The organism is Arthrobacter sp. SD76, assembly GCF_049726125.1.
GTDB lineage: Bacteria > Actinomycetota > Actinomycetes > Actinomycetales > Micrococcaceae > Arthrobacter > Arthrobacter nitrophenolicus.
Map to the genome: position 1 here is coordinate 3,419,115 of NZ_JBNBLR010000001.1, position 12,775 is coordinate 3,431,889.

Genomic DNA, 12,775 nt, shown 5'->3' on the forward strand with positions numbered 1-12,775 from the left:
ATGGCCACCCCTCAAGCTCCGGCAGCCCACCCCCGGAGCTGGTTCAAGCCCGCCACCTGGCACCTGCGCACCCGCCTTATCGCGTTGGCCATGGCGCTGCTGATCGCCATCTGCGGAGCCGTGGGCGTGGCCAGTTATGCCTCCATGGATGCCTTCCTTACCCGCCAGCTGGACGACCAGCTCAACCAGGCCGCGGACCGGGCCAACGATCCCGGCCGCCCTCCCATGGGCGGCTTCAACGGCAGGGATCCGCTGGATGCACGCGGGCAGAGCGTGGGGACCGTCAACGCAAGAATCGTCAGTGGCCAGGTGAACAGTGGCGGCTTTCTTGCCTCCGACACCACGCGGGCCCCACTGTCCACAGAGGATAAGGAGATCCTGCTGGAACTGCCCGCCGATGGCCGCCCCGTGGACCGGACACTGTCCAACGGCGGATACCGCCTGGTTGCCGTGCAGACCAACTTTGGCGATGTCCTGGTGACCGGCCTGCCGCTCGCCGGCAAGGAAAGCACCCTCGCCTCCCTGGTCTGGACCTTCGTGTTCGTGTCCCTGGCGGGGCTGCTGATGATCGGGCTGGTGGGAACCGTCCTGATCCGGCGCACCATGAAGCCCCTGGAGCAGCTGTCCGAGGTTGCCACGCGGGTGTCGCAACTGCCCCTCGACGCCGGCGAGGTGGCGCTGGCAGTCCGCGTGCCGCCGTCGAACTCCAACCCCGGAACAGAAGTGGGCAGTGTGGGGCACGCGCTGAACCTCATGCTGGACAACGTGGCGAATGCGCTGCAGGCCCGGCAGAAGAGCGAGACCAAGGTGCGGCAGTTCGTTGCCGACGCCTCGCACGAGCTGCGGACGCCGCTGACGGCGATCCGCGGGTACACCGAGCTGATGCGGATGACCGAGGACTTCACACCGGACGGGCAGAAGTCGCTGTCCAGGGTGCAGAGCCAGTCCGAGCGGATGACGGCACTGGTGGAAGACCTGCTGCTGCTGGCAAGGCTGGACGAGGGGCAGCCCCTGAAGCTCAGCGAGGTGGACCTCACGCAACTCGTGGTGGAGAGCGTGAGTGACGAAAAGGTCATGGCCCCTGCCCACACCTGGCGGCTGGAACTGCCCGACGAACCGGTCCTGGTCAACGGGGACGCCGCTCAGTTGCGGCAGGTCCTGATGAACCTGCTGTCGAATGCACGCAAGCACACGCCGGCGGGAACCACGGTGGTCACCGGCGTCGGCACCACATCCGAGGGCGCTGCGGTGGTGACCGTAACGGACGACGGCGGCGGCATCCCCGAGGAGTTCGTGGACCACGTGTTTTCCCGGTTCGCCCGCGCAGACGCAGCGCGGAAGGGTGCGGGTGACCAGACGGGGGCCTCGGCCGCTGAGGGAACCAGCGGACTCGGCTTGTCCATCGTGCAATCCATCATCGAGGCGCATGGCGGCAAGGTCACGGTGACGTCACAGCCCGGGAGGACAGAGTTCGCCCTCCAACTGCCTCTGATGCGCTAGATTGCACAACTCGACGCGCCGATGCCGTGATGTCCGTTACCTAAATGTGACTTATGCGCCCATCTCCTGTACCGTCGATTAGGTACGGTTCCCGTTCGGGCCGTATATCCGGATGACGCCAAGCTCTGCCACTTCCCGGATTCCGCTTGATCGAAGGCAGAGGCGGGGGACCCACCGTCCCGGGCACTGATTGCCCTTGGGGTTAAGCCAGCACGTGATTTTTCCGTGCGGCCGGATGCCCTCATCCGAACCCGACAGCTAACTCCGCAGGTGTGAGAGGCGATTCATCATGTTTACATTCCCGGCTAAACCGCGCCCAAAAAAGGGCTCAGGCAGCGATTCCCAGCGTCCGGAAGGCAAGAAGTTCACCCTCGGCAAGCGCGCCGCGGTCCTCGCAACGTCCGGTGCGCTGCTGGTAGGTATCGGCGCCGCCGGCCAGGCGACGAATGCTTTGATTCCGGCCGCAACCACCACCAGCACCTCGGCGGCGTCCTCCGATGCGCAGATGAGCATCGAAAAGAGCGAGATCCGGTCCAACCCTGCCGAGTCCCCGCCCCCGCCGAAATCAACGTTGTTCCGCAGGCCGCCGAGCCCGCCCCGGCACCCGCACCGGAGCCCGCCCCCGCCGCAGAACCGGCTCCGGCACCCGAGCCCGCTCCTGCACCGGAGCCTGCTCCGGTCGTCGCGGTCAATGACCCGGCAGGCGCCCAGGCCTACGCGGCCGGCCAGCTCGGTTCCTACGGCTGGGCCCAGGACCAGATGCAGTGCCTGGTGACGCTGTGGACCAAGGAATCCGACTGGACCACCACGGCAACCAACCCCAGCAGCGGTGCCTACGGCATCGTCCAGTCCCTGCCCGCCGAGAAGATGGCAAGCGCCGGTGCGGACTACCTCACCAACTACCGCACGCAGATCAACTGGGGCCTGAACTACATCAAGGAGCGCTACCAGTCCCCCTGTGGCGCGCTGAACTTCCACTACGCCAACAACTGGTACTAAACCGCAGCTGAGGTACAGAACGGTGGTTGAGCCTGTCGAAACCCGGGCGGGTTTCGACAGGCTCAACCACCGTTTGTGTTAAGAATCCCGTCCGGGGATGTACTGCACCGCCCACCTGTTGCCGTCCGGATCGGCGAAGTAGACGAAGTGGCCCCAGTCCTGAACGTCCACGTCGCTGACGTCCACGCCGTTCTCCTTGAGGTGGCGGTGCGCGGCATCGATGTCGTTGACCACCAGCTGGAGGTTGGAGCCGGTCCCCGGAGGGGCGTCCGTGAGTCCTTCCCCGATGCAGATGGAGCAGGCCGAGCCCGGCGGCGTCAGCTGGACGAAGCGGATGGACTCAGTGGGCCGCTGGTCGAAATCGGCGTTGAAGCCCACCTTGTTGACGTAAAAATCCTTGGCGCGGTCCACGTCGGACACAGGGACAAACACGAGTTCAAGTTTCCAGTCCATGGGCACAGGCTACGGCTGCGCTCCTTGTCTTGGAAGGCTTGAACCTCAGCCGGCGATGCCGTACAGGCGGTCGCCCGCGTCCCCGAGGCCGGGAACAATGTAGGACTTGTCGTTCAGCTTTTCGTCAATGGAGGCCAGGACGATGGTGACATTAGCGTCCGAAAGCTCCTCTTCCAGCTTGGCGAGGCCCTCGGGTGCGGCCAGCAGGCAGATGCACGTGACGTCCGAGGCGCCGCGCTTGAACAGGAACTTGATGGCCTCGCGCAGGGTTCCGCCGGTGGCGAGCATCGGGTCCAGGACGAAGATCTGGCGGCCGGTGAGGTCCTCGGGAAGCCGCTCGGCGTAGGTGATGATGTCCAGGGTTTCCTCATCCCGGGCCATGCCAAGGAAGCCTACTTCGGCGGTGGGGACCAGCTTGGTCATGCCCTCGAGCATGCCCAGGCCTGCGCGCAGGATGGGAACCACCAGCGGGGTGGGCTTGGTGAATGCGGTTCCCACGGTGGTGCTGACGGGCGTTTCAATGGTGACGGGTTCGGTGCGGACTTCGCGGGTTGCCTCATAAGCGAGGAGGGTCACCAGCTCTTCGGTCAGCTGCCGGAACACCGGGGACGGGGTGTTTTTGTCCCTCAGGACGGTGAGCTTATGGGCGACGAGCGGGTGGTCCACAACGAGAGTTCGCATGGGTCAAAACTATCACCCGGCGTTGTCCTTCCCGTGCCCGCCGGGGCCGTCGTGATGCATGGCCTCGACCACCACATCCCGCACCACCGGATGCTCGAAATCGGGTGCCGGTCCCACATGCTCCCGCCGCCTGATCAGGTGGAACAGCCGGTGGGCCAGTATCACCATCAGCACCCACGCGAGGCCCAGCAGCCAGCCGGCCATCACGTCAGTGAGCCAGTGGTGCCCCAGGAATACCCGGCTCAACCCCATCGCGATGATGAAAATCACGCCCGTTGTGATGGCGGTGATGCGCACCCAGAGCTGGAAGAAATGCAGGCACAGGATGTAGAGCAGCACGCCGATCACCACGGTGGTGTTCAGGGTATGGCCGCTGGGGAAGGACGGCGTTGTTTCATACGGTGGCACGGCCTCCGTATGGTCCGGACGGGTCCGGCCCACCAGGCGCTTGCCGATGGTGGTGGCAGTGGTGGAGACCGCGGCCGCACCGCCAACCAGGATCAGGGGCCGCCAGGACCGGCTCAGGAACGTGAGCCAGGCGGTCAGGATGCTCGCGAGGATGGGCATCCCGACCCCGCCACCGATGTTGGTGAAGGCGGTGACGAAGGCGTCCGTTTCCGGGTTCCGCAGTGACTGCGAATACTCGAGGGCGGGAATGTCGAGGCTTGCCAGGCCTTCCTCATCCACCACGTCCGAGTACACCTCGGCGCCCAGCAGTGCCATGGAGAGCACCAGGGCTCCACCGATGATCAGGGTCAGCCACAGGGCGGCGTAGGGTTTGAACCATTTGTCCACACGGTCACGGACGGTGCTCATTGTGCCTCCCGGCGCTGGTCGTCACGGGCTCAGGGTATCCTTCGAAACTATCATTGAGCCATGGTCTCCGCTGGAAAACACGACACGTGGATGGGTCTTGCCCTTGCGGAAGCCCGCCGCGCCCTTGCGACAGAGGACGTGCCGATCGGCGCCGTGGTGCTCGGGCCCGACGGCGCCGTGCTGGGTTCCGGACGCAACCAGCGGGAGGAGCTTGGGGATCCGACGGCACACGCCGAGGTGGTAGCAATCCGCCAGGCAGCGGAGCAGCTGCGCGAGGTCGCCGCCCGCAGCGGCGGGAAGGCAGACGGCTGGCGGCTGTCCGACTGCACGCTTGTGGTCACCCTTGAACCGTGCGCCATGTGCGCCGGCGCAATCGTCCTCGCCCGGATTCCCCGGGTTGTCTTCGGTGCCTGGGATGAGAAAGCCGGCGCCGCGGGATCGGTGTTCGATGTCCTGCGCGAGCGCCGCCTCAACCACTGGGTAGAGGTCTACCCCGGGGTGCGGGAAGCCGAATGCGCGGAACTGCTCCGCGATTTCTTCGCCGGGCACCGGAGCCCTTTGTAGAAGGACGTCCTGGCGGTCCTAGCCGGCTGACCACCCTGGCTCCACCGCGTCGAGGACGGTTCGTGCCGTCTGGTCCCACCCGGGCAGCAGGTCCCGGGCAGCCAGTGCCGCCGCTTGCCATTCGTCCTTCGCGGCCTGGTCCTGAAGCCAGCGGCGCAGGACGCCGGCGAGCCTCGCGGGGTTCTCCCGGTCTCCCGGCACAAGCGGTACGGCCGCGCCGGGAAGCCGGGCGTCGCCGTCGTCGTTCATCAACCCTGCCAGCCCCAGCGCTTCCTCGGCGCCTGTCCCCTGCCGCACCACCACCGGGATTCCCCGTGCCAGCGACTCCGTGACCACCATGCCGAAGGCCTCCACCCGGGACACCAGCAGGCTCAGGTCCGCGGCGTCCCACGCCCTTTCCAGGGCGTCGCCCAGGAGTTCGCCGGTGATCCGGAGCCGGTGGTCCAGCCCGTTGGAGGCGACGGCGGCCCGCACCTCCGCCGCGTACTCCGGGTCCGCCTGGTCAGACCCCACCATGGCGGCGCTCCATTCAAGATCCTTGAGCAAGGCGAGTGCTTCCACGGTCAGCAGCTGGTCCTTGTTGGGCAGGTGGGCCGCCACGACAATCAGGTGGGGCGGCCGGGACCCGGACGCCACCGGTGCGGGATCAACGCCGGGGAGGGCGACACGGATGCCGGCCAGCTCATGGCGCTCCCGCAGGATGGCCGCCGTGCTGGTGCTGGTGGAGATGATTCCGGAAGCTGCCCGCATGGCCCGCGCCTCCCGCTTCACCGGACCGGGATCCTCCGTCACATCGACTGTCATGTGCGCCAGCACCCAGGCATGCTGCCCGGCCTTGGCCGCGTACTCCAATTCGTCCGGGACGCCGACGGCGACGAGTCCGTCCACGATGTCCACGGCAGGCTCCTGCTCCGCTTCCGGACCCCAGGCGCCGATAAGGCCACCGAACCGGCGCCGGTCCTTGGCTGAGGGTTCCGGCCACGCGCCGTCGACAGGCACCACCTCGACGTCGGCCCCGAGCTGCGTCATCCCGCGGACCAGCTTGGCGTTATAGGCATTGCCGCCGGAGTGGTGGTGGATGTTGCCGGGAACCAGCAGGCGGATGCGGCGCATGGGCCTAGGCGGACAAGTCCAGCGAGTAGGTGGCCCAGGCGTCCGGGTTTTCGCGCAGGGTGACGTCGATCCCTTGCAGGTGCCGGCCGTCGTCGTGGTTTTCAATCTTCCCCGCGACTTCCTGGGCGATGTACTGCGCCAGGGCCTCGGTGGTGCTGAGCCTGCCCGCAAAGTCCGGGTGCTCGTCCAGGTTGCGGTAGTTGAGCCCCGCCAGCACCTCCTCGATGACGGTTCCGGCGGCGCCGATGTCCAGGACAATTTCGTCGTCGTTCAACGTGTGCCGGCGGAACGAAACCTCAGCGACGAAGGTGGCCCCGTGCAGGGCCTGGGCCGGGCCAAAAGCCTCGCGCGGCAGGCTGTGGGCGATCATGAAGTGGCGGCGTACGGTCAGGCTGAACATGCGTTACCTCTGGTCTGTGGGATGGCTGGGGGCTGTCTGCTGCGGTTCTGCGTTGTGTTGCGAGTACTCAATGACGTGGCACAGGGCGTCGATTTTGCCGTGGGCGAGGCCCTGCACCACCTCGGGCAGGTCCTGGAATGGCGACGACCCGGTGAGGAACGCATCGAACACCGGATCTTTCAAGAGGGACACCGCAAGCTCCAGGCGCTCCGCGTTGGTGCGGCGGTGGCGGCGGGCACGGGCCACGACGCCCACCTGGCTGGCCCTGATGGACAGGCGCCTCGCGTGGAAGTCTTCGCCGAGCGGCAGGGTAACTTCGCGGTTGGCGTACCAGGACATCTCGATGACGTCCCCTTCATCGCCAGCCAGCTGCAGGCTTCTCTCCAGGCCTTCCTGCGAGGCTGAACAGTGGAAGACGATGTCACAGTCGGCCAGCGCGTCATCCGGGTGGGCGAAGTCGACACCCAGTGCGTCCGCCAGGTTTTTCCGGCCTGGGTCCAGGTCCACCAGCTGGAGGCGGGACAGTGGGAAGGTGCGCAGGAGGGTGGCCACCATGCCGCCCACCAGCCCGGCGCCGACCACCGCCACCCGGTCCCCCAGCCGCGGCCCGGCCTCCCACAGCGCGTTGACAGCAGTCTCCACGGTTCCAGTGAGGACTGCGCGCCGGGTGGGCACGTCATCCGGGATCCGGGTCAGCTCGGAGACCGGCACCACGTAGCGGTCCTGGTGGGGGTTAAGGCAGAAGACCCGCTGGCCTTTCCATTCCTCCGGGCCCTCCTCCACCACGCCCACCGACAGGTAACCGTACTTCACCGGCCCCGGGAACTGCCCTTCCTGGTGGGGTGCCCGCATCTCCTGGGCCACCCTTGGCGGGACAGCGCCGTTGTGGACCACCATCTCCGTGCCTTTGCTGATGCCGGAATAGAGGGCACACACCAGGGCTTCGCCGGGGCCGGGGCACGCAGTTCCTCCGGCAGGAGCTCCCCGTGTTCCCGGGCCGTGGTCCAGTAGGCGGTGGCGTGGACGGGGTTATTCGCATTGGTCATCGTGCTGATGAATCTAGCCGGACAGGAGCGGGCGGGGAAAGTCCGACGGCGGTTGGCGGCGTTGTGCGCTGGTTGGCGGCGGTTCGTGGCGGTGTGCATCTGCCCAGGCACGACGTGGTACGGCCGGCGGGTGCACGTGCTCAGTTGTTGTCAGCCTGACAGATATGCGACAACGGCATCCTCAAGGAGGCTTCGTTTCATCGGGAGGACTCCCGGTGGCAAAATTCCGGGCGGCAGGATTCCCTCGGGCAGACACGGTGGTTCCCGGTCGGGTTGCTCGGCGGGATATGTGCGGCCGGTGGTGATTTCCAGCCGGGTGGTTCGGATCTCGTTGCTTGGGTGGGTGTCCAGCCGCTGTTGTGTTTGAGCCGGTGGTGTTTTGGGCAGAGTTGTGCCAGGTTGCTGAGTCCGGTTGTTCCGCCGTGTTGCCAGGCCTGGAGGTGGTCTGCTTCGTTGTCCAAGGCGTTGTTGTTGCAGCCGGGGAAGGTGCATTTGCCGTCGCGGAGGGTCAGGGCTTGTTTCATGGCTTTGGTGAGCCGGTAGCTGGTGCGGCCGATTTCCAGGGGTGCTCCGTCGCGCGGGTCGATGAGGACGCGGGTGAAGGACTCTGCTCCGTCGGCGAGGAGTTTGCGGGCCATCGACGCGGGGATCGGGCCGTAGCCGTCGAGGATGGCCGGTTCATCAGTTAGGCCGAGCAGGGCGAACACGGGGACGGTGACGAGGACGTCGGTGCGGGGTGTGGGGACTTTCCCGGCTCCGGGGCTGGTTGCGTCAGGGAACGCGGTGGTGATGCTGGTTCCCGCTTGGCTGCAGGTGTCGCCGGTGCTGTTGTCTTTGGTGCCGGGGCTGTTGGTTGCGTCGATGTGATCGTTCGTTCCGAGGTGAGTGTTGTCGGGGATGCCGAGGTCCGCTACTGGTTCGTCGGACCCGACGAGGGTGGCGAGCCCAATGAAATTGTTCGGGATCAGCTCACCGGTCCTACCAGGCTCAGAAGGACTTGCTCCTTCCCCGCCGCCGGCCGAGGTAGCCATGCTCGGCCCGGTGCTGGTGCCGGTGCTGGCGTCTGTGGTGGTAGTTGTGGCTTGGGCGGGGGCGAGGAGGCGGCGGGCGACTTCATCGGCCCTGATCTGGGTGAGGGTTCGGGTTTCGTTGGGGCCCTGGAGGCCGCGGGCGATGGCTGTAGTTTTGTTCCAGGCCGCCAACGCGCAGTCTGCCCGCATATAGATCGCGAACCAGGCCATGCCGTCGCGGTCGGGGGTGAATTCGACCCGCCGATCGGCTGCGGATTTGGTGTGGCGTTTTTCGATGGATTCGGGGTGGTGGCGTTCGCGCCAGGCGCGGACCTTGGCCCGCAGCCGGGACGGTACAAGGTTTGTGGCGGGGCATCCCCTGGCCGGGTTCGGTGCGTCCGGGTCCAGGAAGTGGTCCGCCAAAGCGACGGCGGCGGGATGGTCCAGGGCCTCTGTTTCATCAGCGATGATCCTGGCGCCCTGCCACGACAATGCCCCTGAAGACAGAGCCCCGTAGACCGAGGGGAGGGAACAGACCCGCCGGGCCTGGGACAGGAACGCGGAGGCTGCCCCGGCGCTGACGGTCAGGATCCCGGCAATTTCTTCCACTGCCGATATTTCCGCATACGTGCGGTCGTGGGCGGAGGCATCGGGTGCTGTCATGGCCTGCTGCAGGTCGAAGGCCTCGGCCGAGTCCCGGGCTTTGAGTGCAGCGTTCTGGGCCTCCAGTGTCGACTCCAGCTCCAGTCGCGTCAACCGAAGCCGATACAACCGCCCCATGACATCCACTACGGATCCGTCGGCATTCCCGTCTGCGGTCGCAGCCTCCAGTTCCTCCTCTTCGAGGAACAGCGCCTCGAGGGCAGCCATGGTGGAACGAATGCCCTCCATCGCTGACGCCGTGCGTGTGCCGGTTCCCATAAAGACATCCTCTAATGGGGGTATGACATTTTGGCAGGCACCTCTGCACGGTTGCTCACCCCCGCCAGCCGCCCCCAAAGGTCGCGGTGGCAGCGAGTCCTACCACCGGGGATGGTCGCCCGTTTTGGGGATGTGCGCCCGCTCCGGTACCCTATTGAGGTTGGTGACGTGTCCGAGCGGCCGAAGGTGCAACACTCGAAATGTTGTTTGGTGTAAAAGCCAACGTGGGTTCAAATCCCACCGTCACCGCCAGATGAGAAGGTCCCGGTTCCTTTGAGACAAAGGAACCGGGACCTTCTTGCTTTCCTGGGTTCCAGGCCGCAGGTGTCGCGATTCTGGCTACCGAAGAGAGGCTTCGACAAGGATTGCGGGCTGCTTCTGCCAGCGGGATCATGGAACTGCACACCCTCCCGCCAGGCGCAGATTCGAAGTGGTTCACATGCCGGAACGCCATATCACCGTGCAGCGTCGAATGCCCGTTCCCGCCGATTCAGTGTGGGAGTCTGACTCCGATTTCCCGCATCTCGCCGAGCACTGGCACGGCCTCAGGGCAACCTGTGCCATTGGCGACCAGTCCAGCGGAGTGGGTGCCCGCCGGCGCGTCGAGCTCAAGCCCATGGGCACCATGGATGAAACCGTCACTGTCTGGGATAAAGGCCGCAGGATGGACACAGAGAATCATCCGAACGCGCTGGTTCCGTTCAAAAGTGCCAAGTCCTCACTCTCACTTGCAGCCGTGGACGACGGGACCTTGGCGACCTTCGATTACCGCTACGTCCCCCGCGGCGGCCCCATCGGCCGATTCACCGGGCCACTGATCGACAGGATGCTGAAAGCCACCTTCACCGACATGCTGGCCGCCAGCGAGAAGGCCGCCCGTGACGCCTCCGGCCGCGCCTGACGAACGTCCCCTGTGACACAACGCAAGAACGCCGGACACAGGGATTCATCCCCGCGCCCGGCGTCCCGGCCGCCAGCGCGATATCTAGAGCCGGGTGTCGAAGGACCCGCAGAACACGTTGTCGTTGAACGTCCCCTGGAACGCAGACTTGCCCTGGATCTTTTCGATGGCTGCCCGGATGGCCTCCCGTGAACCGGCGTGCGCGTGGATCGCCGTACGGACCATGGGCACGTCGATCAAATGGTTTGGCTGGTTCAGCGACACGAACACCGTGGGGACCTCCGTGGCATACCACGGGATCTCGGCCGCCATCGGTGAGGACCACTTGATCCGGATGGCCGCCTCCTGCGCGAAGCCTTTGACATTGGCAAACACGAAAGCGGCGTCGTACTTTTCCGGGTAGTCCCCCGTGGCTTCCTCTGCCAGGACGGTCATGAAGTTCACGTCCGCCTCCCCCGCAGCTTCACGCTGCTCGGCGGTCCGGAAGACATGGACTTCGAAACCGGCCGCCTCGAGTTCCTCCTTGACGGTGTCCAGGTAGGCCAGCGGATCGGCCCGGGTGAAGTCAGCACCGCCGGAGATGCCGTACAGCCGGATCCGCGGATGGGTTTCGGCGGTGATGGGCAGGTTTCCCGCAGTGTCCTTGACCAGGGTGACCGTCTTGTCCGCGACGTCGGCCGCAATGGCCCGGTGCGCCTCGGAACCAATGACGGACAGCGCCTCAACAGGCGGCACCAGCTCGTCCAAAGGCTTCCGGTGCAGCCCCAGCGAAGCCTTCAGCCCAAGGATCCGCCGCAGGGCATCGTGCAGCCGTTCCTCGCTGATAACGCCGGACTTGTACCCGTCCGTCATGGAGCCAAAGTCCTCCGCAGGGTTGCGGAAGAACAGGAACATGTCGCAGCCCGCGGCAATGGTGGCAGGCACCAGGTCCTTGCGCTTCATCGCCTGCGTCAGGCCTACCATCAGCGACGCGTCGGTAAGGACCAACCCGTTGAAACCCAGCTCGCCGCGGAGCAGGTCCTGCAGCAGCTCGGGTGCGAGCGTGGCGGGCAGGATTTCGGAATCCGGCAGCCCCGGCCGGAAGTGCCGGGACAGCTCCGGCGCCCCGATGTGCCCCACCATGATGGACTGCACCCCGTGCGCGATCATCTCGCGGTACACGTGGCCGTAGGTCCGGTTCCACTCCTCATAACTGAACGTGTTGTAGGACGTCACCACATGCTGGTCACGCTCATCAACACCGTCGCCGGGAAAGTGCTTCATGGCGCAGACGGTGGGCGACTCGCTGATGCCGTCGAAGTACTCTTTGCCCGCTCCACCACGATCTCCGGCGTATTGCCGAAGGATCGCGTGGAGATGACCGTATTCCGCCAGTTGTAGTGGATGTCCACGATGGGCGAGAACGCCCAGTTGCAGCCCAAAGCCGCGGTTTCGACGCCGGCCACCTGGCCCATCTGCCGGGCAATACCCTTGTCCGGGTGCGACCCCGCCTGCAGGTGCGTGGACACGAACGTGCCGTCGTCGCAGCTTCCGGCCCCGCCCATCTCCGGGTTGGAAGCCACCAGCAGCGGAATGCGCGACCTCGACTGGGCGTACCGGATGTGTTCCTGCACGGCCGCGGACGGACCCGGCCGGTAGCGCATGCCGCCCACGTGGTAGGTGTCCAGCACGCCGTCGAGGTACTCCGGCGCGTAGCTGTTGTTGTGGTTGATGAAAAGCTGCCCGATCTTCTCCTCAAGCGTCATGGCACCGATGGTGCCTTCCACCCAGGCGATGGCGTCGCCGTCGAGATTGAACGGCGGAGCAGCCAGGTGGACGCCGGGCTGCCGCGGCTTGGTGCCTGCCCGATCAGGGGCAGGGCGTACGACGGCGGCGAGGTTTGTCAGTGCCGCGGCCACAACGTCCGCGACGGGGGCAGCGATGTCGACGACGAATCCGGCTTCGTCGGCTTCGAGCGGTTCCAGCGTGGCGAGCTGGGAGTCCAGGAGTGCGGGCGGCATGAAGTGCCCCGTCCGCCCTTCGGTGCGGGCTTTCAGGACTTCCTTGGTTCCGTGCAGGTGCAGGAAGACGGTGTCCGGGGCCTGTTCGCGGATTGCGTCGCGGTAGCTGCGGCGCAGCGCCGAGCAGGCGAGCACCAACCCGCCGTCACCGGCTTTGGCGAGTTCCGCGCCGACGGTGGCGAGCCAGGGCCAGCGGTCATCATCGGTCAGCGGAGTGCCGGCAGCCATTTTGGCCACGTTCTCCACCGGATGCAGCGAATCGCCGTCCAGGAACGGGACGCCGAGTTCGCGGGCGACGAGGTCGCCGATGGTGGTCTTGCCGCAGCCGGACACGCCCATCACCACCACACGGAGCTTGCCGGGTGTGGCAG

Annotated in this window: 10 protein-coding genes, 1 tRNA gene, 3 pseudogenes and 1 riboswitch; of the genes and pseudogenes, 6 read left to right on the forward strand and 8 right to left on the reverse strand. The window is 66.1% G+C overall.

Annotation, left to right across the window (positions count from 1 at the left end; all coding sequences use genetic code 11):
• The 3 genes from ACPEE0_RS16450 (at position 1) to ACPEE0_RS16460 (ending at position 2,499) form a co-directional block, all read left to right on the forward strand.
• Complete coding sequence (locus tag ACPEE0_RS16450; RefSeq protein ID WP_424574878.1) at positions 1-1,500, forward strand: sensor histidine kinase; 1,500 nt, start codon at positions 1-3, stop codon at positions 1,498-1,500.
• 125 nt (positions 1,501-1,625) lie between these two features.
• A riboswitch (cyclic di-AMP (ydaO/yuaA leader) is annotated at positions 1,626-1,784 on the forward strand.
• A 5-nt stretch (positions 1,785-1,789) separates the two neighbouring features.
• Positions 1,790-2,275 (forward strand): hypothetical protein, encoded by a 486-nt coding sequence (locus ACPEE0_RS16455; protein ID WP_424574879.1) that lies wholly within the window; start codon positions 1,790-1,792, stop codon positions 2,273-2,275.
• Positions 2,272-2,499 (forward strand): transglycosylase SLT domain-containing protein, encoded by a 228-nt coding sequence (locus ACPEE0_RS16460; RefSeq protein ID WP_152419544.1) that lies wholly within the window; start codon positions 2,272-2,274, stop codon positions 2,497-2,499. Before ACPEE0_RS16455 ends, ACPEE0_RS16460 begins: the two co-directional genes overlap by 4 nt.
• Positions 2,500-2,577: 78 nt before the next feature.
• On the opposite strand, the gene ACPEE0_RS16465 is transcribed toward ACPEE0_RS16460, so the two are convergent.
• From ACPEE0_RS16465 to ACPEE0_RS16475, 3 genes are read right to left on the reverse strand one after another with little or no spacing between them, the layout of a single operon-like run.
• Positions 2,578-2,952: a glyoxalase superfamily protein gene (locus tag ACPEE0_RS16465; RefSeq protein ID WP_407708983.1), complete on the reverse strand. Its 375-nt coding sequence runs from the start codon at positions 2,950-2,952 to the stop codon at positions 2,578-2,580.
• A gap of 45 nt (positions 2,953-2,997) precedes the next feature.
• Positions 2,998-3,633, reverse strand: a complete 636-nt coding sequence (gene upp, locus ACPEE0_RS16470; protein WP_407708982.1) for a uracil phosphoribosyltransferase — start codon at positions 3,631-3,633, stop codon at positions 2,998-3,000.
• 12 nt (positions 3,634-3,645) lie between these two features.
• A complete protein-coding gene (locus ACPEE0_RS16475) occupies positions 3,646-4,449 on the reverse strand; it encodes a phosphatase PAP2 family protein (protein WP_354176464.1) in 804 nt (267 codons plus the stop codon).
• Between the two features lie 60 nt (positions 4,450-4,509).
• Between ACPEE0_RS16475 and ACPEE0_RS16480 the strand changes: the two genes are divergently transcribed.
• Positions 4,510-5,013, forward strand: coding sequence for a nucleoside deaminase (locus ACPEE0_RS16480; RefSeq protein WP_424574880.1), 504 nt, complete (start codon positions 4,510-4,512; stop codon positions 5,011-5,013).
• Positions 5,014-5,031: 18 nt separating this feature from the next.
• Here ACPEE0_RS16480 and ACPEE0_RS16485 read toward each other — a convergent pair whose 3' ends face one another.
• The 4 genes and pseudogenes from ACPEE0_RS16485 to ACPEE0_RS16500 form a co-directional block, all read right to left on the reverse strand.
• Positions 5,032-6,126, reverse strand: coding sequence for a glycosyltransferase family 4 protein (locus ACPEE0_RS16485; RefSeq protein WP_424574881.1), 1,095 nt, complete (start codon positions 6,124-6,126; stop codon positions 5,032-5,034).
• Positions 6,127-6,130: 4 nt separating this feature from the next.
• Positions 6,131-6,526 (reverse strand): 6-pyruvoyl trahydropterin synthase family protein, encoded by a 396-nt coding sequence (locus ACPEE0_RS16490; protein WP_009357337.1) that lies wholly within the window; start codon positions 6,524-6,526, stop codon positions 6,131-6,133.
• 3 nt (positions 6,527-6,529) lie between these two features.
• Positions 6,530-7,572, reverse strand: a pseudogene (locus ACPEE0_RS16495) (zinc-dependent alcohol dehydrogenase).
• A 150-nt stretch (positions 7,573-7,722) separates the two neighbouring features.
• A pseudogene (locus ACPEE0_RS16500) lies at positions 7,723-9,503 on the reverse strand (HNH endonuclease).
• A gap of 162 nt (positions 9,504-9,665) precedes the next feature.
• Between ACPEE0_RS16500 and ACPEE0_RS16505 the strand changes: the two are divergent.
• Both ACPEE0_RS16505 and ACPEE0_RS16510 read left to right on the forward strand, forming a co-directional pair.
• A tRNA-Ser gene (locus ACPEE0_RS16505) sits at positions 9,666-9,755 on the forward strand.
• 187 nt (positions 9,756-9,942) lie between these two features.
• Complete coding sequence (locus tag ACPEE0_RS16510) at positions 9,943-10,404, forward strand: SRPBCC family protein (protein ID WP_424574882.1); 462 nt, start codon at positions 9,943-9,945, stop codon at positions 10,402-10,404.
• An 84-nt stretch (positions 10,405-10,488) separates the two neighbouring features.
• Here ACPEE0_RS16510 and ACPEE0_RS16515 read toward each other — a convergent pair.
• Positions 10,489-12,743, reverse strand: a pseudogene (locus ACPEE0_RS16515) (gluconokinase, GntK/IdnK-type).
• Positions 12,744-12,775: the final 32 nt, after the last annotated feature.

Bases quoted from the DNA above. Each gene is read 5' to 3' on its own strand.
- ACPEE0_RS16450 (WP_424574878.1), top strand. From the start codon at position 1: ATGGCCACCCCTCAAGCTCCGGCAGCCCACCCCCGGAGCTGGTTCAAG.
- ACPEE0_RS16455 (WP_424574879.1), top strand. From the start codon at position 1,790: ATGTTTACATTCCCGGCTAAACCGCGCCCAAAAAAGGGCTCAGGCAGC.
- ACPEE0_RS16465 (WP_407708983.1), bottom strand. From the start codon at position 2,952: ATGGACTGGAAACTTGAACTCGTGTTTGTCCCTGTGTCCGACGTGGAC.
- upp (WP_407708982.1), bottom strand. From the start codon at position 3,633: ATGCGAACTCTCGTTGTGGACCACCCGCTCGTCGCCCATAAGCTCACC.
- ACPEE0_RS16475 (WP_354176464.1), bottom strand. From the start codon at position 4,449: ATGAGCACCGTCCGTGACCGTGTGGACAAATGGTTCAAACCCTACGCC.
- ACPEE0_RS16480 (WP_424574880.1), top strand. From the start codon at position 4,510: ATGGTCTCCGCTGGAAAACACGACACGTGGATGGGTCTTGCCCTTGCG.
- ACPEE0_RS16485 (WP_424574881.1), bottom strand. From the start codon at position 6,126: ATGCGCCGCATCCGCCTGCTGGTTCCCGGCAACATCCACCACCACTCC.
- ACPEE0_RS16490 (WP_009357337.1), bottom strand. From the start codon at position 6,526: ATGTTCAGCCTGACCGTACGCCGCCACTTCATGATCGCCCACAGCCTG.
- ACPEE0_RS16510 (WP_424574882.1), top strand. From the start codon at position 9,943: ATGCCGGAACGCCATATCACCGTGCAGCGTCGAATGCCCGTTCCCGCC.